The organism is Haloarcula japonica DSM 6131 (genome assembly GCF_000336635.1).
Classification (GTDB): Archaea; Halobacteriota; Halobacteria; order Halobacteriales; family Haloarculaceae; genus Haloarcula; species Haloarcula japonica.
The window spans coordinates 75,764-101,108 of sequence record NZ_AOLY01000040.1; the positions used below are offsets into that span (position 1 = coordinate 75,764).

21 protein-coding genes and 1 pseudogene are annotated in these 25,345 nt (G+C 58.8%); 11 read left to right on the plus strand and 11 right to left on the minus strand.

Annotated elements, in window-relative coordinates; all coding sequences use genetic code 11:
- Positions 1-9: 9 nt before the first annotated feature.
- Complete coding sequence (locus C444_RS17105) at positions 10-1,152, minus strand: thiolase family protein (protein ID WP_004594300.1); 1,143 nt, start codon at positions 1,150-1,152, stop codon at positions 10-12.
- Between the two features lie 98 nt (positions 1,153-1,250).
- On the opposite strand from C444_RS17105, the gene C444_RS17110 reads away from it, so the two are divergent.
- Together C444_RS17110 and C444_RS17115 are read left to right on the plus strand one after the other, a co-directional pair.
- Positions 1,251-2,135: a 3-hydroxyacyl-CoA dehydrogenase family protein gene (locus C444_RS17110; protein ID WP_004594301.1), complete on the plus strand. Its 885-nt coding sequence runs from the start codon at positions 1,251-1,253 to the stop codon at positions 2,133-2,135.
- Complete coding sequence (locus C444_RS17115) at positions 2,132-2,944, plus strand: enoyl-CoA hydratase/isomerase family protein (RefSeq protein ID WP_004594302.1); 813 nt, start codon at positions 2,132-2,134, stop codon at positions 2,942-2,944. The genes C444_RS17110 and C444_RS17115 overlap by 4 nt, the downstream gene beginning before the upstream one ends.
- Before the next feature lie 98 nt (positions 2,945-3,042).
- Here C444_RS17115 and C444_RS17120 read toward each other — a convergent pair whose 3' ends face one another.
- On the minus strand, positions 3,043-3,813 hold the full coding sequence (locus C444_RS17120; RefSeq protein WP_004594303.1) for an IclR family transcriptional regulator: 771 nt from the start codon (positions 3,811-3,813) through the stop codon (positions 3,043-3,045).
- A gap of 111 nt (positions 3,814-3,924) precedes the next feature.
- On the opposite strand from C444_RS17120, the gene C444_RS17125 reads away from it, so the two are divergent.
- Positions 3,925-4,251, plus strand: coding sequence for an EthD domain-containing protein (locus tag C444_RS17125; protein WP_004594304.1), 327 nt, complete (start codon positions 3,925-3,927; stop codon positions 4,249-4,251).
- 59 nt (positions 4,252-4,310) lie between these two features.
- Here the strand turns inward: C444_RS17125 and C444_RS17130 are convergent, their stop codons facing one another.
- Positions 4,311-4,781 (minus strand): VOC family protein, encoded by a 471-nt coding sequence (locus C444_RS17130; RefSeq protein ID WP_004594305.1) that lies wholly within the window; start codon positions 4,779-4,781, stop codon positions 4,311-4,313.
- Positions 4,782-4,975: 194 nt separating this feature from the next.
- Here C444_RS17130 and C444_RS17135 point away from each other — a divergent pair, with 194 nt between their 5' ends.
- The 5 genes from C444_RS17135 (at position 4,976) to C444_RS17155 (ending at position 12,711) form a co-directional block, all read left to right on the plus strand.
- Positions 4,976-7,825, plus strand: coding sequence for a penicillin acylase family protein (locus C444_RS17135; protein ID WP_049909579.1), 2,850 nt, complete (start codon positions 4,976-4,978; stop codon positions 7,823-7,825).
- A gap of 129 nt (positions 7,826-7,954) precedes the next feature.
- Complete coding sequence (locus C444_RS17140; protein ID WP_049909580.1) at positions 7,955-9,202, plus strand: ABC transporter substrate-binding protein; 1,248 nt, start codon at positions 7,955-7,957, stop codon at positions 9,200-9,202.
- Positions 9,203-9,210: 8 nt separating this feature from the next.
- The gene (locus C444_RS17145; protein ID WP_004594308.1) at positions 9,211-11,235 is read left to right on the plus strand and encodes an ABC transporter permease; all 2,025 of its coding nucleotides are present in this window, start codon (positions 9,211-9,213) and stop codon (positions 11,233-11,235) included.
- Positions 11,228-11,992 carry an ABC transporter ATP-binding protein gene (locus C444_RS17150; protein WP_004594309.1) on the plus strand — a complete coding sequence of 255 codons (765 nt, stop codon included), beginning with the start codon at positions 11,228-11,230 and terminating at the stop codon, positions 11,990-11,992. Before C444_RS17145 ends, C444_RS17150 begins: the two co-directional genes overlap by 8 nt.
- Positions 11,989-12,711, plus strand: coding sequence for an ABC transporter ATP-binding protein (locus tag C444_RS17155; RefSeq protein ID WP_004594310.1), 723 nt, complete (start codon positions 11,989-11,991; stop codon positions 12,709-12,711). The genes C444_RS17150 and C444_RS17155 overlap by 4 nt, the downstream gene beginning before the upstream one ends.
- A gap of 258 nt (positions 12,712-12,969) precedes the next feature.
- Here the strand turns inward: C444_RS17155 and C444_RS17160 are convergent, their stop codons facing one another.
- Positions 12,970-13,722: an IclR family transcriptional regulator gene (locus C444_RS17160; RefSeq protein WP_049909581.1), complete on the minus strand. Its 753-nt coding sequence runs from the start codon at positions 13,720-13,722 to the stop codon at positions 12,970-12,972.
- A gap of 752 nt (positions 13,723-14,474) precedes the next feature.
- Here C444_RS17160 and C444_RS23160 point away from each other — a divergent pair.
- A pseudogene (locus tag C444_RS23160) lies at positions 14,475-14,759 on the plus strand (glucose dehydrogenase); the annotation flags it as partial.
- 567 nt (positions 14,760-15,326) lie between these two features.
- On the opposite strand, the gene C444_RS17165 reads toward C444_RS23160, so the two are convergent.
- Entirely contained in the window at positions 15,327-15,911 is a 585-nt protein-coding gene (locus tag C444_RS17165; RefSeq protein ID WP_004594313.1) for an HD domain-containing protein, read from the minus strand.
- A 1-nt stretch (position 15,912) separates the two neighbouring features.
- Positions 15,913-16,632, minus strand: coding sequence for an EthD domain-containing protein (locus C444_RS17170; RefSeq protein WP_004594314.1), 720 nt, complete (start codon positions 16,630-16,632; stop codon positions 15,913-15,915).
- A 104-nt stretch (positions 16,633-16,736) separates the two neighbouring features.
- Here C444_RS17170 and C444_RS17175 point away from each other — a divergent pair, with 104 nt between their 5' ends.
- Together C444_RS17175 and npdG are read left to right on the plus strand one after the other, a co-directional pair.
- Positions 16,737-18,098: an NAD-dependent succinate-semialdehyde dehydrogenase gene (locus C444_RS17175; RefSeq protein WP_004594315.1), complete on the plus strand. Its 1,362-nt coding sequence runs from the start codon at positions 16,737-16,739 to the stop codon at positions 18,096-18,098.
- Between the two features lie 133 nt (positions 18,099-18,231).
- Positions 18,232-18,903, plus strand: a complete 672-nt coding sequence (npdG, locus tag C444_RS17180; protein ID WP_004594316.1) for an NADPH-dependent F420 reductase — start codon at positions 18,232-18,234, stop codon at positions 18,901-18,903.
- Positions 18,904-18,973: 70 nt separating this feature from the next.
- On the opposite strand, the gene C444_RS17185 is transcribed toward npdG, so the two are convergent.
- From C444_RS17185 to C444_RS17205, 5 genes are all read right to left on the minus strand, one after another.
- Positions 18,974-19,357 carry a PaaI family thioesterase gene (locus C444_RS17185; RefSeq protein ID WP_004594317.1) on the minus strand — a complete coding sequence of 128 codons (384 nt, stop codon included), beginning with the start codon at positions 19,355-19,357 and terminating at the stop codon, positions 18,974-18,976.
- A gap of 166 nt (positions 19,358-19,523) precedes the next feature.
- Positions 19,524-20,528 carry an LLM class flavin-dependent oxidoreductase gene (locus C444_RS17190; RefSeq protein WP_004594318.1) on the minus strand — a complete coding sequence of 335 codons (1,005 nt, stop codon included), beginning with the start codon at positions 20,526-20,528 and terminating at the stop codon, positions 19,524-19,526.
- Between the two features lie 91 nt (positions 20,529-20,619).
- A complete protein-coding gene (locus tag C444_RS17195; RefSeq protein WP_004594319.1) occupies positions 20,620-21,888 on the minus strand; it encodes a M24 family metallopeptidase in 1,269 nt (422 codons plus the stop codon).
- Positions 21,889-22,002: 114 nt separating this feature from the next.
- Complete coding sequence (locus C444_RS17200) at positions 22,003-22,965, minus strand: NAD-dependent epimerase/dehydratase family protein (protein WP_049909582.1); 963 nt, start codon at positions 22,963-22,965, stop codon at positions 22,003-22,005.
- A gap of 61 nt (positions 22,966-23,026) precedes the next feature.
- Entirely contained in the window at positions 23,027-24,730 is a 1,704-nt protein-coding gene (locus C444_RS17205) for a thiamine pyrophosphate-binding protein (RefSeq protein ID WP_004594321.1), read from the minus strand.
- Positions 24,731-25,345: the final 615 nt, after the last annotated feature.

The following is a 25,345-nucleotide window of genomic DNA, read 5'->3' on the forward strand; positions in this document are numbered from 1 at the left end:
CCGCCTCTGTCAGTCACGTTCGAACACAACCGCGACACCCTGACCGAAACCGACACACATCGTCGCCAGTCCGTGCGTCGCGTCCCGTCGTCGCATCTCGTGCAGTAACGTCGTCGTGATTCGTGCCCCCGAACAGCCAAGCGGATGGCCTAACGCGATAGCCCCGCCGTTGACGTTGAGTCGGTCAGCCGGAATCTCCAGTTCGCGCTTGCAGTGGAGACTCTGGGCTGCAAACGCCTCGTTGAGTTCCACGAGATCGATATCGCTGATTGTCAGGCCGGCGTCGTCCAGTGCAGCACGCGTCGCCGGAATCGGTCCCCGCCCCATTACCAGCGGATCGACACCGGCGACGGCCCGCGTCTCAATCCGGCCGAGGACATCGAGATCATGTTGGTCTGCGTACGCTGCCGAAGTGATGAGCATCCCAGCAGCCCCGTCGGTCAGCGGTGACGCGTTCCCCGGCGTAACCGTCGCCGCCTCGTCGTCACGAAACACCGCTGGGAGTTCGCTCAACTGTTCGACTGACGTGTCTGCCCGTGGTGTTTTGTCGGTCTCTATCGCAGCCTCGTCGGTGTGGACTGGCACGGTCTCTGCATCGAACCGCCCGCTTTCCATGGCAGCGACCGCATGCTCGTGTGACCGCAGCGCGAACTCGTCCTGCGTTTTACGGCTGATATCGTGGTTTCGTGCGATGGTTTCGGCTGTCTGCCCCATCGGCAGCCTGTCAGAGTCGTATCGCTGTTCGATAGCGGGATGCAGCCAGTCGGAAAAAGGGACAGTACTCATGTGTTCGACACCGGCGACCGGATACACCGCACCATCGCCCGCCTCAATGGCGCGAGCGGCGTCAACGAGTGTTGTCAGTGACGAGCCACACAGGCGGGTCGTTGTCGCCCCGGGTACCGTCTCGGGAAACCCGCCGGCGAGTATCGACTGCCGGGCGAGGTTTCGTCCCTGCTCCCCTTCCTGATTTGCACACCCAAGTCGGAAGTCGTCCCACTCGGCGGCCTGGACACCGGTCCGGTCAATAAGTGCAGCAAGCACGCTGGTGACGAGGTCTTCGGGATGTGTCCCGGCCAGTGCGCCGTCCTTCGGTACCTGTGGGGTTCGTACGGCATCGACAACAACGGCTTGCGAGTCGGAAGCAGTCATCCTCACCGACTCCTATCGTGGCCGCCGTATTAAATGCAGGCCACACTGGGGGGAGACGCAAGCAACGTTTTTATCCTTCGCTACTGTGCTGAGAAATGATGCACGTAGCTATCCTAGGCGCCGGTACCATGGGCCACGGCATCGCTCAGGTGTCGGCAATGGCCGGTCACGATGTCTCTCTCCGCGATATCGAGGCGGATATCGTCGATGACGGTTTGGCTGCCATCGAGTCGAACCTGCAAGAGGGTATTGCCCGGGAGAAAGTGTCGGAGTCGACGGCCGAGGCAACGTTAGACCGCCTCACTGGAACAACGTCGCTGGAGGAAGCTGTGACCGGGGCAGACCTCGTCGTGGAAGCAGTCCCCGAGGATATGGCAATCAAACACGAGACGCTCACTGCGGTCGAGTCCCACGTTGACCCGGCGACACTTATCGCTTCGAACACTTCCTCGCTGTCGCTGACTGAGATAGCGAGCGTCCTCGACTCTCCTGAACGAGCCATCGGCCTCCACTTCTTCAATCCGGTTCACATCATGGCACTCGTCGAGATCGTCGTCGCGGAGCAGACGAGTGCCGAGACGGTTGTGCGTGCACGGGAGTTCGTGAACGGGATCGACAAGACACCGGTCGAGGTGGCCGATGCACCGGGCTTTGCCTCCTCCCGCCTTGGCGTCTCACTGGGTGTCGAAGCGATGCGGATGGTGCAGGAGGGCGTTGCGACGCCGCAGGACATCGATACCGCGATGGAACTCGGCTACAACCACCCGATGGGACCCATCGAACTCGGTGATGTCGTCGGCCTCGACGTCCGACTCGACATCCTCGAATACCTGCGTGCGGAACTCGGTGAACGGTTCCGCCCGCCACAGATACTGAAACGGAAAGTCCGAGCCGGGAAGCTCGGCAAGAAATCCGGCGAGGGGTTCTACGTCTGGGAGGACGGTGACATCGTCGGCACAAGCGGCGACTGGGGGGACGCATGACGGACCCCGCTGCCGCCGCGGCGGACTGTGAAACGGTTTCGGTGAGCGTCGGGGACCGCGTGGAAAACGTCGCCACCGTCGAGTTGCACCGCCCGGAGGCCCGGAACGCACTCAACACCCAGTTGCGGTCGGAGTTCAAACAGGTCTTCGACGCAATTCCGGACAGTGACGTCCGTGCTGTCGTGCTGACTGGCGCGGCAGACACCGGCGCATTCGTTGCGGGTGCGGACGTGACGGAACTCCGCGAGCGGGATATGCTGGAGCAACGGGAGGCGAGCAAGCGACCACGGGTCTACGAGTACGTCGATGAGTGCCCGATGCCGGTCATTGCTCGTATCAATGGGCACGCACTCGGCGGGGGCTGTGAGCTGATTCAGGCGGCAGATATCCGGATCGCGCATACGGACGCGAAGTTCGGCCAGCCCGAAATCAACCTCGGCATCATGCCCGGCGGCGGTGGGACACAGCGACTGCCGCGTCTGGTCGGGGAGGGCCACGCGATGCGGCTAATCCTTACCGGCGAACTCATCGACGCGATGGAGGCCGCCGACATCGGCCTCGTTGACGAAGTTCACGATGACGATTCCTTTGATGAGCGGGTCTACGACATCGCGTCGTCGATTGCAGAGAAAAACCCCGCGGCGCTCGAACGCGCGAAGAAAGCCGTCCGCGCCAGTTCCCGAATGGACCTCGAAGCCGGTATCGAGTACGAAGCCGAACTGTTCGCACAACTGTTCGCAACTGGTGACAAGGACGAAGGGATCGACGCGTTTCTCGAAGACAGAGAGCCGGAGTGGGCAAGCGAATGAGTGCGTCTCATTCCTAGAACGGGGGACTCCGTTCGGTCACACAAGCGAAGTACAAATAGAAAACTGCCCGTTGCCCCGCTAAAACTGCGCTGGTGGCCTCATGGATGGGCCATATTTATGCCAATTTCGTTGACGACGCCCAGTAGCAGCGTCGGCAGTTCGTCCCGGAGAAACGGGCCTTCAAGCCGGCTTGCCGGTCCGGAGACACTGATCGCCCCGATGGCAATGTCGTTTTCGTCCGTAATCGGGGCCCCGACCGCGTGCAGTCCCTCCACCGACTCCTGAAAGTTGAACGCGTAGCCGCGGTCACGTATGGTCTCGATTTCTTCCCAGAGTTCGTCCCGGTCAGTGATCGTCTCTGGCGTCCGGCCCGGCAAGCCATGCCTGTCGATGGTCTCTGTGATCTGGCTATCCGGAAGGTGTGCCAGTATGGCCTTCCCCGCGGCGTGCTGGTGGAGATAGTTCCGATGGCCGACCCGGGCGTACGTCTGCACCGAGTGTTTGCCCTGCGCGCCGTAGATGTGGACGCTCCGGCCGTGTTCTTCCACTGCACACCAGATTTTCTCCTCGGTCTCTTCCGCGAGTTCGTCGACTCTCGGCTTCGCCTCGTCGTAGAGCCGGTATTTGTTCCGTGCCACTTCGCCGTAGTCCAGAAAGCGGATCCCGAGCTGATACTCGTTGCCGTCCTCGACGAGGAGGCTGTTAGCCGCGAGCGTCTTCATGTATCTGTGCGTCGTACTCTTCGCACAGTCGAGGTGGTCTGTCATCTCCGATACGGTGGCCGTGTCGTTCTCCTTGAGATACTCCATGATCTCGATTGCCCTCTCGATTGTTCCGACCGGCCTGTTGACAGCGGGCGGGATTGCCATACGTACACACATGACTAATCGGCTTACAAGTGTTTTGTTCGAGTAGCTTGAATCAGTGCGCCCCTGTCGGATCGGTACATAAAAGCCAATCCGTGCCGATATGGTGCATGCATGACAAAAATCGTCGATTTGCTCGTCCGGAGAGATGGCTACACCCACGAGGAGTTCGCTGACCGATGGCAAGGCGATCACGCGGAGTTAGCGAAGGATCTGCCGGGACTGCAACGCTACGTGACGTCTGTGCCGACAGACCCGGAGCGTGCAGTGTACGACGGCGTGCTTGAGCTCTATTTCGAGGATATGGACGCACTCAGCGACGCGTTTGACTCAGACCTTGCCGAGACGGTCCAGGCCGACGCGGCTGAGTTTATCGACTTAGAGGCCGGCCCCCGGCTTATTGTCGAGGAAACGGTCCAGCTTGACGAACGAGACGACTGATAGCGTCGCTCCTGCCGTTCCCGTCGACCCGTTTTCCTGAGAGCGAACCGCTCCAGATGTCAGCCATCGAGTCGGCTCCCATCAACGTAGAGCTTCCCGGCAGGCGGCCGATCAGCGTCGTAGCTGTCGTGATACTCGAACAACTGAAAGAGCGCTCCGGTCGGATTTGATGGTGGCACAAACGCCTCGGTCCAGTCCTTGTACTCGCGGTACTCGACGATGCTGTATCCGTTGTGCTCCAGTACTGCTTTCACCGCGTCGATAGCAGCTACTTCGAGCGTGACGTGGTGTAGGCCCGGACCATGGTCGTCGAGATACGACGTGAGGAACGTGTCCGGTGCCTCCGGTGCGATGAGTTCCAGTCGCGACGCGTCCTGATTGAAATCGTACTGCGCCCAGCGAAACCGCCCCTCGACGGATTCTTCAATGAGTTTCCGACAGCCGAGTGCAAATAAAAATGGCTCAGCCTCGTCGATGGCCTCGACAGCGATTCCGATGTGATCGACACGGATCGGCATCTCCTGGGACATGACGAGGACTGTGTTAGGCTCTCAATTATATGCTTGGGTCGGACAGTATGTATTGATCTCAATGGGACGCTACCTTTCCCGTCATGGCATACGTTCACGTGAAACCCGACTACTAACGAATGTGAACAGACACACTCGGCTCCCTCTGAAATGTACCCAAATATTTATTAAATATCCAGACTGTCGACTACGGGATGCCAGCACAGCACCAGCAATCGCGGCAGCACCTCTCACGACGAACGCTTCTGAAGACAGGCGCAGCGGTTACCGGCATGACCAGTATCGGAGCCGTGGAGACTGAGTTAGCATACGCACAGGAAGATGACGCGACGGTCACGATACGACGAGACGACTACGGCGTGCCACACATCTACGCCCGCGACGCTGACAGCCGTGCCCCGGTGTTCTATGGGTTCGGATACGCGACCGCGGCCGACCGGCTCTACCAGCTAGAACTGTACCGGCGATACTATCACGGGACTGTGGCGGCTGTCCTCGGTGCGGGTGACGGGGACACCGACTGGGTCCAGTTCGATATCGAGGCGCGTCGCAACACCGCCGGCGAGCCGTCACTCGACGAGCAGGCTGCTGAACAGTTAACGGCGGACCAGCGAGCGGTCCTGCAGGCGTTTACCGACGGCATCAACCGGTATATTACCGAAGTTCGTGACAGCGAGGACCTGGAATTCCATCAGGCGTTTCAGGAGCACGGGTTCGAGCCCGAGGAGTTCACCACGACGGACGCCGCTGGGATGTTCGTCGCCAGCATGGCGTATTTCAGCGGCTTCCAGTTGGAGACCCTCAGCGCGACAGTCCTCGAAGCACTCACGCAGGAAACCGGTAGCCAACAGCGGGCGATGGAGCTATTCGAGGATTTACAGTGGGGCAACGATCCCGGTTGCCCGACCTCGACGGTCCAGCCGTCGGATGCCTACTCCCCTCCCTATACTGACGTAGGCACAGGGCCGACACCCAATGTGGTCGGGGGACAGGAAACAGACAGAGTGACGCGAGGAGCAAGCGGTCCGTCTGTGACGCCGAGCAATCTGGTGACTGGCGGGGACTACACGCCGCCGACTGACGCCGAAGGGATGCACGAAGACGAAATAGAGCGGATGCGGACGCTTGCGTCCGGACTCGACAGCCTTGGCCTTCCGATCAAGTACGGCAGCAACGCTCTCGCTGTCCAGGGTGATATCACGGCCAGTGGCGATGCGCTACTGATGGGCGGGCCACAGATGGGGTTCAACACACCCTCGATAATGTACGAGGCGAGCCTGCACGGTCCGGATTTCGACGTCGCCGGCGTCACCGTTACCGGGTATCCGTTCATCATGTTCGGACACAATCGCAACGGGGCGATGACCTCGACTGCCGGAATCGACAACTGCATTCAGATGTTCACGGAGTCGATCACGACCAATTCGTCGGGACCGGACACGTACACCTTCCAGGGCGAGGAGTACGAGGTCGAAACGGCCGAGCAGACAATCACCGTCGCCGATGGCGAGGACGTGACGTACACTGAACGGTTCACGCGCCACGGCGTTGTGACCCAGTGGGACCCCGACAACGGGGAAGCACTGGCGCAGACGAAGTCATACGCCGGCCGGCATATGAACTGCTGGCGGGCCTTCTACGAGTGTCAGTTCGCGACGGACGCCGAGGAGTTCCGGGAGTCAGCACAGCGGTGTGACTACGCGCTGAACTTCATGTGGGCCGGCAAAGACGGGGACATCGCCTACGTCCATCTGGGCCGATACCCGGATAGCGAAGCAGTCGACTGGGACACTCGGTTGCCAGCCGATGGAACACAATACGAACTCACGTCGGCGGACTACCTACGTGCGGCTAACGGTGACGTTCCTTACTCAATCAACCCTGATCCGGGTTACTCAGCACAGTGGAACAACAAACCCGCACCGGACTGGAACAACGGTGATCTGAGCTATTCGTGGTCGACCGACCACCGCGTGCAACGGATCATCAATCTGGTCGAACAGCGGTTAGCACAGGAGGGAACAGTCGATTACGAGTTCCTGAAGGCTGTTATCTACGATATCTCGTTTACTGACTTGCGTTCGATTCGGTACAAAGACCATTTGCTTGACGCGCTTGCCCACGCAGATCTCTCCAGTACCGAACAGCAAGCGCGCGACGAACTGGCCTTGTGGGACCATTTTGCACAGGCCAACGGCGAAGACAACGAGGGACGTCACTCTGCCGGGTACACGATCTGGGATGCAACATTCCCGTACATTCTGGAGGAGGTTTTCAGCGAGGCCTTCGGGAGCGCATACGGGCCGGCATCGTACTTCCTCGACTACGACTACGGGCGCGGCACCTTGATGCGGGTCCTCAACCCAGCGGAGACAGTACTACCGACGCAGGCCGAGTACGCCGATGGAGATATCACGGACGCACTGATCAGCGCGTTCCGAACCGCCGTGAGCGAACTCGCTACACAATACGATGGTGAGCCGGAGACTTGGCGGCAGGAGGCAGCACTACACGAGTTCGACAATCTCGCGCTGTTCGGGATGCCTATCGGTGTCACGTCCGCGGGGAACACGGCGCTACTGAACCGCGGGACTGAGAATCACGTCGTCCGGCTCAGCGATGATCCGAAGGCAGAGAACATCCTTCCGCCCGGAAACGACGGCTACGTCGCCCCAGATGACACTACCGGCGAACATTACGACGATCAGCTGGCGATGTTCGAGAACTTCGAGTACAAAGAGCTGTTGTTCGCTGACGCCGAAATTGAGTCCGCAACGACTGAAACCCGTGAGTTGACGATGCCAGCAAGCCCGGCTGACGGTGTCACCGATGACACGCCGACGAGTGAGGGCACTGAGACAGACAAAAGTACTGTTGTTGGCGGAGCGACAACTCCTGTCGAGACAACGGGCTCAGACACAGCGACGGAGACAAATACTGGGACTGCCGCCAGTGGCCCCGGTTTCACGACACTCACTGGGACGACCGCCGTACTCGGGACTGCGCTAGCGTGGCTGTACAGGCAGAACGACACCACCAGCTAACCACCACTACGGTGGGAACCAGGAGCCACGAAACGCGGTAATACAGCTATTGTCCCCCTCGAATAGCGCAATACGCTCCGACAGGGGCAAGGCTTTAATATGATTTGCTTAACAATAGATAATGAACCTATGTCGAGCGAAGGTACCTCACCAGACAGTAGTGTGGGAATCGACCGTTCACGGAGACAGTTCCTCGCCGCCGCCGGCGCGGTCGGCGTGCTTGGCCTCGCCGGTTGTCAGGGCGGGTCCACAGGAGGCGAGGAGGCAGTGACCGTTGCGAGCCTGAATCCAATGACTGGCCCGTATAGTTCTCTCGGGCCGGGTCAGCGGACTGGGGCTGAGCTCGCTGTAGCGGAAATAAACAACAACGACAACTACGACTTCGAGTTCGAGTTGGTGGCGGGCGATACAGAAACCGAAGCTGGGACCGCACAGTCTGAGGCACAGCGCGTCGTTCAGGAGGAGGGGGCCGAGTTCGTGTTCGGTGCGATTTCAAGTTCCGTTGCGCTCGGGCTGAACGACTTTGCCGCTCAATCTGAGCATATCTACTTCCCCGGCGGTGCAGCCGTTCCGATCACCGGGTCTGCCTGCAACGAATGGGTGTTCCGTTTCGAGACGAATACGGCACAGATTGCCGAGGCGATATCGGCGTATTCAGTCAACAATCTGGGGAACAACGTCTGGTTCCATTACGCGGACTACGCGTACGGCGACTCGGTGTACAACCGAACAAGCAGGCGCATGGAGAACGCTAGCGACGACTACACCGAGGTTGGGACATCAACGTCGGAGTTGGGTGCCAGCAACTACGGCTCGTTCATTACGCAGATCAGCAATTCCGAGGCTGACGTGGTCATGCTGGGGATGACCGGTGGTGATCTGGTGAACTTCACTAACCAGGCTGCAGACCAGGGTCTCACCGACCAGATGGCTGTTGTCGGCCCGACCCAGACGTTCCAGAGCGTCCGTGCCGGGACCGGATCGAACAGCGTCGGCACCTTCGGTGGCGCTCGGTACGATCCCTCGCTCGAAACCGGGGACAATCAGGCATTCGTCGAGGCCTACGCCAGCGAGAACGACAGAGAGCCCGGCAACTTCGCCCGCGTCGGCTACGACTCGATGCGACTGATGGCCAAAGGAATGAACGAAGCCGGGAGTACCGAACCGGGGGATGTCCGGGACGTACTCGAAGGTGGGACGTTTACGACAGTACTGGGGGACATCACGCTTCGGGAGAGCGATCACCAGGCCACCAACCCGACGTGGATGGCCGAACTTGTCGAGGGCGATGGCGACACAGCGGATGTCGAACTCCTTGAGCAGGTCCCGGGTTCGGAGACGCTGCCCCCGGCCAGTGACCTCGGCTGTGAGATGTAGGTAGTACGATGGTTGCTGCCGATTTCATCGAACAACTGCTGAATGGCCTCACCCTGGGGATGGTTTACGTCCTGCTAGCCGCCGGACTGTCGGTCATCTTCGGCGTGATGGATGTGATCAACTTCTCCCATGGCGAACTATTCGCACTGGGCGCGTATTTCTCCCTGAGCATCATTGCGCCGTTCGGCGCGGGGGCTGGGTTCTGGATCGCGATAGTGGTTGCACCGGTCGCCGTCGGTCTCATCGGTGCCGCTATCGAACGAACGACTGTCCGGCCGTTGTACGGTCGGGACCCGTTATATCACATTCTTCTGACGTTCGGGCTCGTGCTCGTGATCAACGACGGCATCCGTCTTATCTGGGGGACACAGCAACGACAGCTAGCTGTCCCGGAGTATCTGAGCCAGCCCGTGTCCATACTGGGTGTGCAGGTGTCCGTGTACAATTATTTCATGATCGTCTTCGCCGCGTTGCTCGCGGTAGTGACGTGGTACCTGCTGAACCGGACGAAGTACGGGATGATCATCCGTGCCGGATCCCAGGACCGCGAGATGGTTCGCAACGTCGGTATCGACATCGACCAGTACTACACGCTGGTCTTCGGTGTCGGTGCGGCGCTCGCTGCCGTCGCCGGGATTGTCCTCGGTGGCTACCAGAACGTGAACACCGGCATGGGGAACAGCGTCATCATTCCGGCATTCGTTGTCGTCGTCCTCGGTGGCCTCGGTAGCTTCAGGGGTGCTGTCTTCGGCGGGTTACTCGTCGGTGTCGTCCAGACGCTGATGCGGGCCTACAGTGGGAGCGTTCTGGCCACGTTCGGTGACACAACGCTGACTGTCCCCAATCTGGAAGGATTGACCGTATACCTCCTCATGATCGCCGTGTTGCTTGTGAAACCGCAAGGACTGTTCGGAACGCGAGGTGAAGAGTCAGACGGCGAAGGCGAGATTCTCGTCGGGGGGTACGGCGGGATACTGGCAGACAGCACACGGGTACGGCTCGGTGGTATCGCCGTCGTCGCGCTCGCGCTTGCCCCGATCGCGATTCTGTTCATGGGCGATCAGTACTACCTCGTCGTCCTCAACGAGATACTCATCTGGGCTATCTTCGCACTGAGTCTGGATATCGTGATGGGGTATGCCGGACTGGTCCCGCTCGGCCACACGATGTTCTACGGCGTCGGTGCCTACACCGCCGCGCTCGTCATGTTGCACTATTCGCAGTCGGTTTTTGTCGTGTTACTCGGGGCGATTCTCATCTGTGCTGTCTTGGCCTGGGTCGTCGGCAGCCTCTCGATTCGGGTCTCCGGCGTGTACTTCGCCATGATCACGCTGGCGTTCGCGGAACTGCTCTACAGTGCTGTGTTCAAGTTCGAGTTCACCGGCGGGAGCGACGGCCTGCTCGGCTTCGAGGCGTTCATCGGACTCGGTACTGTCGGGGAGTCGCTTTCGAATATCGAGTTCGGGCTCCTCGGCTACGAACTCGGACAGCAGTTCGTGTTCTACTATCTCGCCCTGCTCATTGCCGTGCTGTCGCTCCTGTTCGCTCGGCGCATGATGAACGCGCCCTTTGGCAGTGTCCTGCAGTCGATTCGGGAAAGCGAAGAGCGAGCGGAGTTCATCGGGTACGACGTCAACAGATACAAGCGCCGAGCGTTTGTCGTCAGCGGCGGCATGGCCGGACTGGCTGGTGGCCTTCTCGCCGTCAGTCCGTCGACTGTCATCATTTCACCGGACCAGACACTCAACTGGATCCACTCGGGGGAAGTCATCGTGATTGCGCTGTTCGGTGGGATGGGCACATTGTACGGCCCGATGATCGGCTCCGGTGTCTTCTTCGGTGCCGAGGAATTCCTCTCGTCGTACACCGACCAGTGGCGACTCATTATCGGGACGATGTTCATCCTGTTCGTGCTGTTCGTCCCACGCGGTATCGTATCGATTCCGTCTCTCATTGCACAACGACTGGAGACGGCCAACAACGCGGATGGTCCCGTTGACATGGATGAGCCGGAAGTGAGAAGCGATGACTGAGACTGTACTCGAAACGGACGGACTGACGAAGCGGTTCGGCAAGCTCACCGCTGTTGACGACGTGTCGCTGTCGGTTGCGGATGGTGAGTTCAGGAGCGTTATCGGGCCAAACGGGGCCGGGAAGACAACGACGTTTAATCTCATCACTGGCGCACTATCGCCGTCAGAAGGCGTCGTGCGGTTCAAGGGTGAGGATATCACTGATGTCGCGCCACACGAACGGGTTGGCCGCGGACTGGGCCGGTCGTTCCAGATTACGAACGTTTTCGGTGGCCTCACCGTTCGAGAAAACGTACGTCTGGCAGCACAGTCCGTCCACAGTGACGAAATCAACCCCGGCGAAGCGCTGTTCCGCGACAAGAACGGCTTCGACGAGATCACGGAGCAAACCGGGACAGTGCTGGAGCAGATCGGCCTCCGAGAGCGGGCTGACGAGCACGCAGAAGCCCTGGCGTACGGCGATCAACGTCGCCTCGAACTTGGTCTCGTCCTGGCGACGGACCCCGATCTCGTCATGCTCGATGAACCAACCGCCGGAATGAGCAGTGAGGAAACACAGGCTACGATGGACCTTATCGATGAGGTCCTCTCAGACCGATCACTGATGCTTATTGAACACGATATCGACCTTGTGATGCGTGTCTCGGACCGGATTACTGTCCTTACTCGCGGTGAAGAACTCGCGAGCGGGACGCCCGAAGAGATCGCAAACAACGAGGATGTCCGTGATGCGTACCTCGGTGGTGTTCGAGAATGACCGACCCACTACTCTCTCTCGAAGATGTCCGGGCCGGGTACGGGATGACCGAGGTACTACAGGGCGTCTCGATGGATGTCGAACGTGGAAGCGTTGTGTCGCTGGTCGGGCGAAACGGCGTCGGAAAGACAACGACGCTCCGCTCGATTGTCGGCAACATTACCCCGACTGGAGGGACAATAACGTTCAACCGCGAGGACATCACGACACTCAACTCCGAAGCGACGATCCGGCGCGGCATCGGGTTCGTTCCCGAAGAACGGCGGATCTTCCCCGAACTGACCGTTCGAGAGAACATCAGAATGGGTGAGATCGGTGCTGAGTCGCCTGACGGGCCGTCAGTCGACGACGTACTGGATATGTTCGAGAACCTCGCAGAGCGAGAACACAAGGACGGGTCAGTCCTTTCGGGTGGCGAACAGCAGATGCTCGCGGTCGGCCGTGCACTGACTGCCGACCCGGATCTGCTGTTGCTCGACGAACCGACTGAAGGGCTCGCACCCTACGTGGTCCGGCAGATCGAGGACCTAATCCTCGAACTGAACGAGCAAGGGATCACAGTGCTGGTCGTCGAGCAGAACATTCCGGTCGCACTGGCGGTCTCAGAGTACACGTACATCCTCGAAAAGGGTGAGATCGTCCACGAGGGGACTGCGGCGGAGATCCAGAACGACGAGGAAGTACTCGACAGACATCTCGGCGTCGGTGTAACTGACTGACGACGGCGACAATCGGGAGACAACGGCCCGAAAACCGGTCGTTGGGCCGTATAGTGTAGAGCCCCGTTAGAGGCGGGGCGTACCGACCATAGTTTGAGCTCCATGCACCGAGTGGTAGCGACCATATGAGTGTGAATCTATCACATGGGCCGTTCTATTCTATTGAATCAGCTCCTATCGTGTCACAGCGTTATTCCAAGGGGATTGAACGATCTCACAGGTGTCTTGCCCAGATCAACGGTGTTCAAGTCAGTAGAACTACTGATACGAGAGATTCACCTGTAGTTCGCCGGAGATCCCACGAATGAGGTCGGTCAGTTCGTTCTCGATGCGCTCCGAGTCCAGCCGGTTCGCTGGTCCCGAGACACTGATGGCACCGTACGTGTTGCCGGCGTTGTCTACCAGCGGGGCACCGACGCCGGCTACGCCTTCAAGGAACTGGTCAATGCCGTAGGCGACCCCGCCGTCCTGAATCTCGTCGAGTTCTGCTTCGAGTTCCTGCCGATCCCGTCCGTCGGGGAGGGGGTAGTCGTATCTATCGAGGATTGTCTCCCGCCGGCGTTTCGGCAACACTGAGAGGATTGCCATGCCACCAGCGAGCCTGTACAGTTCGGTGTACTGGCCGATCTGTGAATTTGTCTGAATCGCCCGACTGCCGAGCGCTTTGGCCAGAAAGACCGCTTTTCCGTTCTCTTCGACGATCCACCACGCTTTTTCGTCAGTTTCGTCGGCTATCTCGTTCAGTTTCGGGGCGACCTCTTGGTACATTTCCTGTCGCTCGCGGACTTTCATCCCGATATCTAGAAACCGTAAGCTCAGCCGATATGCCTTGTTCTGGTCCTGGACGACGTAACCTCGGCTCTGAAGTGTTGAGAGATGAACGTGGACTGTGCTCTTGGGCATCTCCACCCGCTCTGCCAGTTCAGTGACGCCGAGTGCCTGTTCCGTTTTCAGTGCTTCAATAATGTCCAGCACCCTCCCGGCGGACTCTATCGGGCCTTGTCCTGTCATACGCGTATATTTGGCTAACTGTTTATAAAATTATTCAACAAGCTTGAATTCTGTGTCNCCCTCCCGGCGGACTCTATCGGGCCTTGTCCTGTCATACGCGTATATTTGGCTAACTGTTTATAAAATTATTCAACAAGCTTGAATTCTGTGTCCGGGACTGTGATAGCTAGCGACTGCACCATGATATGCTGCCCAAAACTCGGCCATCCAGTAGCCCTCCTGAATTCCGTCCGTTTACGCACCCACTGCCCACTGTACCCCAACTGAGAAACGGAGTAAGGAAGCATCATAGCGGTGTTCTAGTTCCGGCCGATGCAGATCGCGGACGCTGGCATTTTCTCAGTCACCACTCTGTTCAATCTGTTTGAATCACGTCCCAGCATACGAAATACAAATCAAAACGTGGCGAGGATAGCAGCGTTACCAGGACCAGTCCTGTCACGGTCTCCTAGCCCGTTTCGATTCGCCCTGTTCGTGCTCGGTACTCTCCTTGCACAACTTCTCGTAGCGTCCCGATACTGGTCTTCACTCCAACGCCGATACCATCACCTACAACCGGCAACTCTCAGACTGGTTCTAACCCAGATAACAGCTGTACGCCTGTTATTGTTTGGCCGTATCTCTGAGGTATGCGGGCTCTATATCTGCAGTACAACCATCCGGCCTATAGTGAGGATTGTTCACAGGTGTTGAATTTTAATCAGGGTTGCGTCTGTCTCTCCGCTACTCGCAACCGTCTAGTGACAAGTGTAGATCTATCGACCACCTACCTCAATTCTCGATAGACAACCGTGGATCAGATCCCCGCAGTCCACGAGCCAATGGATCTGGTGTTTGAGGCGACGGGGCACGCATAACACGCGTTTTCGACGGTCGTGAGATTCGGTGCGAACGGAGTTGGAGTCCTCCCCGGCATCCCTGAAGACTGGGTATTTACTGTCAACGGTGGAGCGATTCACAGGCAGTTGGTCCTCCAGAACAAAGCGTTGCTCGGGAACGTGAATTCCAACCTTCGGCATTACAAACGCGCTCGTAACATACCCAGCGACATGTACATTTAACTCAAAGAGTGGTATCCATTCCGAATTTATCCATAAATAATCATCCAAATTATTTTTCGACGGGCATATTCGAAATCAGGCCTCTATAGCGATAGTTGTATCTAGAGATATCATTATATGCAGATACTTTCCGTATGTTTAGATAGAAATATCGGATAAGTAAATAGAAGTACATTGAACACTTCAAAACTGTTTCCGAACACGGTATCTAGAGGCTGTTGAACCCCAGAGCACGCTCGAAGCGGTCGACAGTTTCGTTATTGAAGGCACGGCTATCCCTTCGGCTGTCCCCGAGAACGCGTTCGGAGACTGACAATATGAGCTCGACTTATTGACACCCGGACGTGGACGCGTTGCATCGTGACACCCGACCGCTCAAAATGCGAGTAAGGGTATTCCGTGGTTAGTGCCTTCGCGTACCGTCGAACTCGAAGCTATCAGCGGACTTCGAAGGCTGGGTAGCATGCTACGACCAGTGATCGCGAAGGGACTAGCTTCACCGGCCGACGCCTTGGCAGGGAGTGCTATCGTTCGCGCCAGTGGCTACGTCTGGGAGTACTCATCAACCCACTCCTGCAGCGTGATACCCATCGTTGACTGCGTAATCGCGTTTGAGGACGCGGAGTTCGCACTTTTGACGAGTTCGGCTTCCAGTGTCCGCGTCGGGATCTCGCCGATAAAGTGCGGAATCGCTCGCTGGACCGCCAGCGGACAGCCGACCTCGTGCGCGAGTGCATAGCCTGACAGGGAGTGTGGGACCTCTTCGGTTGCGTATTTCGGGTCCGGATCGAGTAGTTTCTCGTCCTCGACGAAGTCGACGTACTCATAGCACTTTCCCACGTCGTGGAGTAATGTCGCCGCGACAATGACGTCGATATCGGGATCGGCACCGTGGAACTCCTGCTGTTCGATAGCGGATTCCCGTGCGATCCTGGTGACACCGCGGACGTGCCTGACGTTGCTTACTTCGTGGATATTCCAGGCGTACGGAATGTCCACAATGTCGCGCCAGCCACCCCGTTCAAGCGCGAGTGTCCACGCTTCGATGACTTTGCTACGAAGGTCGTCCGATGAGATGTAATCGAGTTCCGGGAACGCCTGCGTGACCTGCTCCTCGTAGTTAGGCATACTACCCCTCGTCCTTGACGAGCTGTTCCTGTCCGATAAACCGGGGCCGCTCGTCGATAGCCAGGAAGTTGTTCACGTCTTCGCGGGCCGCTTTCGCTTTCCCTTTGTCAGGCGCGTAATCCCGCGATCCTTCGCTGCCGAGCGCGTCGTATAGCTTCTCGATGTCGTCGAAGTAGAGTTCGGCGACACCGTCGAACTCGGCGTTCTCTGGGTCTGTTGGGATGACGGTATTGTACTTGACGACCCCCTCGATTTCACGGGCAATCGGCGTATGGTTGGTTTGCCAGTAGTCGACGAACTCCTCGTGGGTCATGTCGTCCTGCCGGACGAGAAACGCCGAGTGCTTGTAGAGGCCGTCAGTGTCGCCGTCGACCTCGTCTTTCTGGACGATCTCTTCGCCGATGATACGCGGCCGCTCCTCGACCGCGAGGAAGTTGTTCACGTCCTCGCGGGCCTTTGCGGCGATCTCCTTGGTGGGGTCATAGTCCCGAGAGCCGGGACTGCCCAGCGCCTCGTGTAGGTCTTCAAGCGTCTCGAAGTACAGCTCCGCCAGTCCGTCAAATTCGGCGTGTACCGGTTCTGTTGGCAGGACTTGCTGGTAGCGAACCACGCCCTCGATGTCCTTCGCAATCGGCGTGTGATTGGTCTGCCAGTAGTCAACGAACTCCTCGTGAGACATATCGTCCTGTCTGACTAACAGGGCTACGTGCTTGTACATCATCAACACGTTTCTGATCTATGAGTATAAAAGCTAACGTTGTTGCCTATCAGAATATTTAGGTCAGTAAAGATTAATGTATGCATGACGCCGAAGGTTGAACCGATATGGAGGCAGTCAACCCGGCTACGGGCGAGCGGCTGGACGTGTACGACCCTGATGATGACGAGGCAGTCGAACGAAAACTGGACCGTGCCACGTCGACGTTCGAGGACTGGCGTGAGGTTCCGTTGCGCGAGCGCGAGCAATTGCTGGTAAACGCCGGCGAGGTCCTACGGGAGAACAAACAGCGGTACGCTGAGCTGATGACCCGGGAGATGGGCAAACCAATCACGCAAGCCGTCGCTGAAGTCGAAAAGTGTGCCTGGGCGTGTGACCATTACGCCGAATACGCACACAAGTATCTCTCCGAGGAGCACCACCCCAGTCCGCCGGGGACAGAAGTAAAAACAGTCCATGACCCGCTCGGGCCAGTGCTTGCAGTGATGCCCTGGAACTATCCGTTCTGGCAGGTCATTCGCTTTGCCGCGCCCTATCTCACTGCCGGCAACGTGGGCCTCCTCAAACACGCTTCGAACGTTCCCGGGTGTGCGCTCGCGCTCGAAGAAGTGTTTGCCGAAGCCGGCTATCCCGATGGCGCGTTCCAGACGCTGTTGGTTGGCTCCAGTGACGTTGACGGCATCCTCGCAGATGATCGTGTCCGTGCGGCAACGCTGACCGGAAGTGGCCCCGCCGGCCGTGCCGTCGCCGAAACGGCCGGCAAACATCTGAAAAAGACCGTCCTGGAACTCGGTGGGTCTGACCCGTTTATCGTCCTCGACGACGCAGACCTCGATGCGGCCATCGAGACTGGGGTGCAGGCACGGACGCTCAACGGCGGCCAGTCGTGTATCGCCGCCAAGCGTTTCATCGTTCACACAGACGTCTACGAGGAGTACGTTGATCGGCTCGTCGCTGCCTTCGAAGACCTCACTGTCGGCGACCCGATGTCCGACGAAACCGATGTCGGCCCGCAGGCTGACCCCGACCTCATGGCTGAACTCCACGACCAGGTACAGGCCAGCGTTAACGCCGGTGCAACGGTGCTGACTGGCGGCGAACCGCTTGACCGGCCGGGGGCCTTCTATCCACCGACAGTACTGACTGATGTCCCTTCGGGGTGTCCCGCTGACACCGAGGAGACGTTCGGCCCAGTGGCGACCGTCTACGAGGTTGCCGATGCGGAGGAAGCGATTGAGGTCGCGAACGACACCCGGTTTGGCCTTGGTGCAAGCCTCTGGACAGCGGACCGGGAACGCGGCCAGCGTCTGGCACGAGACATCTCCGCGGGCTGTGTCTACATCAACGAGATGACCAAATCGGACCCCCGGGTCCCGTTCGGCGGCATCAAAGACGCCGGCTACGGTCGTGAACTCTCGGAGATGGGTATCAAGGAGTTCGTCAACAAAAAGACGGTCTGGATCGAATAACCGTTCGCGATTGCTACTGGAGTTCCCTCTATTGTTGGCGTGCCCGGTTTTCACGTGATGGCAGCAGCTACGGTCGTCACCGGTTTGCGTGACAGAACAAACCTTCTTGTTTCACGGGGCGTTACGAATGTGTATGGAGTTGGCCATACTCGGCGGTACTGGTGACATCGGTGAGGGACTCGCGATGCGATTCGCCTCCGACACGGACCATGCGATTACAATCGGCTCGCGGGACGCTGCAAAAGCTAGCGAGCGAGCCAGAACGTATGAAGAACGGTTGTCCGCCCACGCTGTCGAGACTGAAATCAACGGGACGGACAACAGTAGCGCCGCGGCCAGTGCAGACGTGGTTATCCTGGCTATTCCACCGCACCACGTCGGCGATACAGTCGAAGCACTGGCGGAAGCTGACGTACTTTCGGACCAACTGCTTATTAGCCCTGCAGTCGGGATGAGTGGTGATGGGGATGGACTTCACTACCGACCACCGTCGACGGGGAGCGTTACTGAGTTTGTCGCAGAGCGGGCCCCTGAATCTGTTCCAGTGGCTGGCGCGTTCCACAACCTTGCAGCGGACCGGCTGGCGGATCTAGAGGCCACGCTCGACGTAGATACGCTGGTGGTCGCGGACGACCCGGCGGTCAGTGACCGAGTCGTGTCGCTGACTGCTGACCTCGCCGGCGTCCGACCGATCCCTGCTGGCCCGCTTTCGAACGCTGCGGAAGTCGAGAGTCTGACACCACTGCTCATCAACATCGCTCGATACAACGAGGATATGCACGACGTCGGTGTGACATTCAGCTAGACTCCGGCACCGCTTCTCCCGTGGTTCAAATAGTGTCGTAGCCAGAAGCTGTGCAGTTGCTGCAGTCGAGCTACCCTGTCTTGTAGACGCCGCGTGCATTCGCGACCTGTGTATCGTCCTCAGCGTACACTTCAACACTGACGACGCCAACGTCACCACCGTGGCGAACCACGTCGGCTTCCGCTCGAAGGTCACCTGTCCCGGCTTCGAGGTAATCGATGCGCATATCGATGGTTGGCACCGGCTGGTCGACGAGGGAGACGAGAGCGGCCCCACCAACGGTGTCAGCGAGCGTGAACGTAACGCCGCCGTGGGCCATTATTTGCTCCTCGTTCCACGACAGTTCCTCGCGCATTTCGATATGGCCCTCGGCGTGCCCGTTATCCACAGTGGTTATTTCGATATCGAGCAGGTCGGCAAACGGCATGTTCTCGAAGAATGCTTCGATGTCCATACTCATCAATTATGTTCTTCACCTGGGGAAATAAGTATTGGTGTTCACAGGGGGTCCGAAACACACGGTCACCACTTGGCGAGTCACTGGCGCTCGTACTGTCGTAGCCCCTCCGAGTCAGACGGTATCTGACGTCTCAACAGTCACCGATACGACGTGCCAGTCCTTAGCTGACCTTCGGCCGCACCTCTTCACCCAGTCGCCGGATACACTCGGCCATCTCCTGCGTTCCGGCTCCGGGGTGGTACGTCCGGAAGATGAAGTGAATGTCGTCGCCCAGCGCCTCGCGGTACGTTTCCAGTTCCGCTGTGACTTGTTCGGGCGTCCCGAAGATGGCCTGCTCTTTGAGTTCCTGTTTGCGGTCTTCGTCCAGTTCCGGAACAGTCTCGCCGGAAAATATCTCCTCGTACCGGCGCTGGATGTAGAGGTAGCCGTCGCGCATCTGCTCCCACGCGTCCTCGCGGGAGTCACCGACGAACCCGTGCTGGAGAACGTACATCTGAAAGTCACCCTCAATATCCTCGTCCTCACGGACGTTTCGGATGTCCTCGACGCGCTTCCGGACGCCATCGACTGACAGCGATGAGGGGGCACACCATGCGTCAGCAGTTCGGGCGGCCCGTCGGACGGCAGGCCGCGATGCCCCACCGAGCATGAGGGGGACGTCGTGTGCGGGTTTCGGTGTCACAGTGACGTCCGACGAGATGTCGTGGAATTCCGGCTCGTAGTCGAGCGGCCCGTCAGACCAGGCACCGCGAAGCGTATCGACCGTATCGGCTAGCCGTTCAGCCCGTTCGTCGTCGGGAATCCCGAAGGCGTCAAACTCGGAGACGTTGGACCCGATTGCCAGCCCGAGCGTCGTTCGGCCACCGGCGATCTGATCGACCGTTGCGATGTCTTCGGCGAGCCGGATTGAATCATACAGCGGTGCGAGTGCGATGCAGGACCCGATTTCGATATTGTCGGTAACCGCGGCTAACGCTCCGAGTGCCGGTGTGACGCCCGACAGATAATCGTCGTCGAGGAAGTGATGCTCTGAGACCCAGGCGCTATCGAGACCCGCGCTGTCGATAACTTCCCCCAGTTCGAGCATTTCGTCGTAAATCTCGCTGGTTTCGCGGTCGTCGTCCGGGCGCTGCTGACAGGTAAACAGGCCTGTTCCCAGTTGCATAAAATCACGTTACGGTGCAACCGACTTAACGGTAGTGGCACGCCGGCAACCGAACAGTATGTGAGACCGGTCGCGATGCCTGCCAGTCAGTTCAGTAGTCGATCCGAGTGATCTCCGAAACGGGCCACTCACTGAGGATTTCAACGCCGTTTTCGCGGACAACAACCATCTCTTCGACGCGAACTCCCTGGCGCTCCGCGGGTTGCATCGTCTCGACAGCCATCGTCATGCCCTCCTCGATTTCTATCGGATGGTCCGGCGAAAGGCCGCGCCAGATGAGCGGCGTTTCGTAGAGCTGCAGCCCTAGCCCATGCGCCCAGTGGTTGGTCGTCATCTGCCAGAACTCGTCGGCGTTGTACCAGTCCATATGCTCACCCTCTCTGTCGGGGAAGCCCTTGCAGATCTCGTCGGTCGTAGTCCCCGGCTCGATCCGTTCGAGGACGTCGTAGAGGTCGTCACGAGCTTTTTCGTAGGCATCTCTCTGTGCCTGTGTCGGCTCGCCCATGCTGAACGTACGGTAGTAACAGGAGCGGTAGCCCAGATAACCGATGTTGTAGAAATCGGCGTAGACGAGGTCGTTCGGCCGAATCATTCGGTCGGTCGTGTTCGCTTGGTGTTTCGGCCAGGTATTCGGGCCGGAGGTAACATAGCCACCCTGGGCCATTGCGCCGTGTCCCCAGAGTTCGCCGACCGCATCGCCCCACACTTCTGATTCGCGTTTGCCTGGCTTGGCACTCTCCGTAATCTTCTGGAAGCCTGCCTCACAGATGGCAGCGACCTGTCGCAGACACTCGATCTCGTCGCGGGTTTTGGTCTTCCGCGCGTCGAGCATGATATCAGTCGCCGCGCTGGTATCAACATCGACGCCGCGGTCTTCGAACTTCTGAATAAGCGCCCCGTTCCCCACGTCGATGCCCATCGGCTCCCGGTCGACACCGTACTCCTCCATGGCCGTGTACACCGTCTCGGCCATCTTGTTTTTGAGCCAGTCGCGCGCGGAAGCGCTGCCTGACGCCCGAGGCACGTTACCGAGTCCCGGGCAGGCATACCGGATATCGTCGAGCCAGGGACAGTTGAATCGCTGGTTCGATGCGTGATCCGCAGTGTCCCAGTGGACCACGTCACCGTCTTCGGTCAGCAGTGTGTAGTGGTCTGCCCCGCTCCCGCCGGTCATGGCCAGCCCGGTGATATACCGGACGTTCGGGTCGTTGATCAGCAGCACCGACCCGAGTTCGGAGTCCTGCAATCGGTCGAGGGCTCGTTCTTTCCGCTCGCGTCGCATCCGCTGGACGTCGATCCGCTCTTCCCAGTCGACGGCCATGGTGCCACGCGTTCCTTCCATGAAGTCGCGCTCGTACATCACCTATGCGTACAGAGAGGTCCCTAATCAAACACTGGGTTCATTCTGATCCACTGAGCGAAAAACGCGAGCACCCACGAGACATATGTCACAATCTGACGGTCGAACGGTGTGTCAGAGCCGTTCGAGCCCGTTTTCTTCCCGGAGCGTGGTGATGTAGGACCGGAACCCGGTTTCGAGGTCGTACTCGACCTCGTAGCCGAGGTCTTCCTGTGCAGCGGTCATATCGAGATTCTGGGTCCATGGGAGTTCGCCCTCGTCGGAGACATCGAGGTCGGCGTCCGGGACGATTTCCCGGACAGCGTTAGCGGCTTCACGGATCGTCGCGAGGACGCCACGGACGTTGTAGATGCGCTGGCTGAGGTCGTCCTCGTCGACGAACGTTGCCTTCCGGAACGCCTGTGCGATATCGCGGGCGTGTTGCCAGTCGATCACCTGATCGCCGTACTCGACGCTGAACGGTTCGCCGAGTGCTGGCTTCTCGATGATGTTTGCGAGGAACGCCGACCCACCGGTTTCCCGATAGGGACCGTACGCGACTGTGGGACGGAGCCCGACGTGGTCAACACCGTAGTCCTCGTGATAGACACGGGCCTGATGTTCGTTGTACTCTTTGGTCGCGCCGTAGAGCGTATCAGGATAGACGAGTTCGTTCTCGTCGACGTACTCGGCGGCGTAGTTGTGTGGCGGCGCGTACACCGCAGCGCTGGAAGCCCAGGTGACGCGCTCGATCTGGTCGTCAAGAGTGCGTGCAGCCTCGAAGACGTTGTTCGTTCCTTTGATGTTGACATCGAGGCCAGCCCGGGGGTTGTCCCGTGCTGTGTTCGTCAGCAGCGCCGCAAGGTGAACGATGTGTGTCGTCCCCGTCTCTTTGACCGCACGGATCACGTCCGTTGCCTCCGAGACGTCACCGCGCCGGATGGTCACGTCGTCGGCGACACCCAACTTCGAGAGGATGTGGTCGTCCGTCGAGAGATCGTAGGCGACGACGTCGTGCCCGTGTTCGATGAGATCCTCGACCACATACGAGCCGAGGAAGCCGGTTCCACCAGTGACAAGCACCGTTGTCTCTGTCATTGTCATATCAGTGTGTGTTCCGTAGTTGATTTATATTCTTTGCTAACCCGTGTCTGGGAAGTCATTCGTGGAGCCCACCGACTTCTTTGTAGAACGACGATTGGAGGGACTCGACCATCTCTTCGTCACGGTCGATGCGAACGTCGATGACGAACGGGACATCGGCGTTGGTCCCGTCTTCGAGTGCCGCCGCGAGTTCAGCAGGCGTCACCGCCTGCGTCGCTTCGGCACCGAACGCCTCGGCTGCTTTCACGAAGTCGGTGTCGTGGAACTCGACGCCAGCGATGTCGCCCTCCTCGTGTTGCATCTGACGAACCATCCCAAGGCTGGTGTCGTTGAGGACAACGAACGTGGGCGCGACGCCGTTCTCGACAGCTGTCTCCACGCTAGTCATCGTCATCGTGAAGCCACCGTCGCCGGCGACGGCGATGATATCCTTCTCTGTGGTAATGGCGGCTGACACCGCGGCCGGTGTTGCCCATCCCATCGCGCCGACGCCACCACTCCCGTAGTAGGTCCCGGTCTCCGGTGTCTGGAGGTAATTGAGCAGCCAGAACCGGTTATTGCCGGAGTCGGCGGTCACAATGGTATCCGAATCAACGACGGTCTCAATCTCTTTAATCGCACGCTGTGGCTTGATTGGCGACGCATCCGACTCGCATACGGGTGCACAGAATGACTCCTGCGCTGCGGCCGCACGGTCACGTGCCCAGTCGTTTCCAGCGCTCTCGGGGAGGTTCGCCGCTATGTCGTCGAGACTGTGTGCTGCATCACCGATGAGTGCGACATCTGCGGGGTAGACCCAGCCAGCGTTGCGTGTGTCGATGTCAGCGTGGATGATGGTCTGCTCGTCGGGCCGGATGAACTCCGGGGACTGCCAGTTCGTGTCCATTGGGTTCATGCGACAACCGACGACGAGCAGTACGTCTGCCTCACTGACAACCTGATTTGCGCCCTCATGACCGAAGGAGCCGATAACACCCGCGGCCAGCTCATGGGTTTCGGGGAACGTCGACTTGCCGAGATAGGAGGTAGTGACGACGGCATCAGTAGCCTCAGCGACGGTTTCGAGCTGGTCGTAGGCGTCGGCCGCGTGAACGCCGTTGCCGGCGATGATGACCGGGCGGTCTGCCTCGCTCAATGCTGTAATCGCTGTCTGAACATCCTCTTGGGCCGGTCGCGCTTCCCAGTTTTGCACCTGATCGTGGCCATCCCAGACCGGCGGAATCGGGTCTTCGGGCATCTCCTCGGTGACGGCGTCGCCGTCGAGGATTAGTGCCGTTGGCCCTGGCCGGCCAGCAGTCGCGTGTTTGAACGCGAGCTGGAGGCTCCGTACCGTCTCCGTCGGTGAGCGCGGGAACCAGTTTTCCTTGGTGTAGGCATCGAGCGCTGACGGCAGGTCCAGCCCCCCGTAGTCACCGCGGGCCTGCTGGTACGGCGCAAGCGTGGAATAGTCGCCACGCTCGCTGGCCTCGGTAATAACGACCATCGGGGAGGAAGCGAGCTTCCCTTCCATCTGGCCGATTGCGCCGAGGCTCCCGATCCAGGGGCCCTGTCCCGCGAGGACCCCAGGATTGCCGGTGAGTCGGCCGTGCATCTCGGCCATGACGCTGGCTTCGCGCTCATCGCGTGGTCGGACCATCTCGACGTCGGCATCCGGTACATGATCGAGAATCTCGATGGCACGACCACCGGGATATCCGAAAACGTACTCGACGCCTTGCTCGTCCAGTTCTTCGACAAGGCGCTTTCCTGTTTCAGTCATGGGTAGTGAATTTGGGTGTCATTATCGATTGTCGCGTTACGTCACACTGTGGGTAACTCCCAAGATATAGAGTTTGGGGTGCAACGTTGCAGCAATCACAATTGGGGAGGCATACGGCCGGAGCCCTGCGAAACAAGATGGACTGTTGTGGTGTTCAAGTAATTCGACCACACTCTAGTCCCCGTTTCTAGTGGGGTCAACGCCTCTGGGGCTCGTACTCTCTATCACTGTCCACCAAACAGTTCGAATAATTAGAACAGATCAAATTCCAACGTAGACTACATATATTCATATATACTCTGAAGTAATGAATCGTCTGAATGGTCGATAAAGCCCCTTTAACTGAGATTTCACCTGCTGAGTGAGACAACTACATCTCGAAGCATCGGACACTCCAGCCCGTGGATTACAGCGTTACTTTTGTAACAGCGTTTATCCCAGGATTTTCGCATAGTGTTACACTCATATAGATGTAACAAACTCCTGCTACGCAGACTCGATTTACATTCTGCTACTGTTTTTGTTACATATCCCGGCAAGTAATTCTGGTCTGGAGTGGAAATATTCGTTCTTCGACGCTGTAGGGACAGTAGTGGTTTCGAGGGGTCCCTAGCG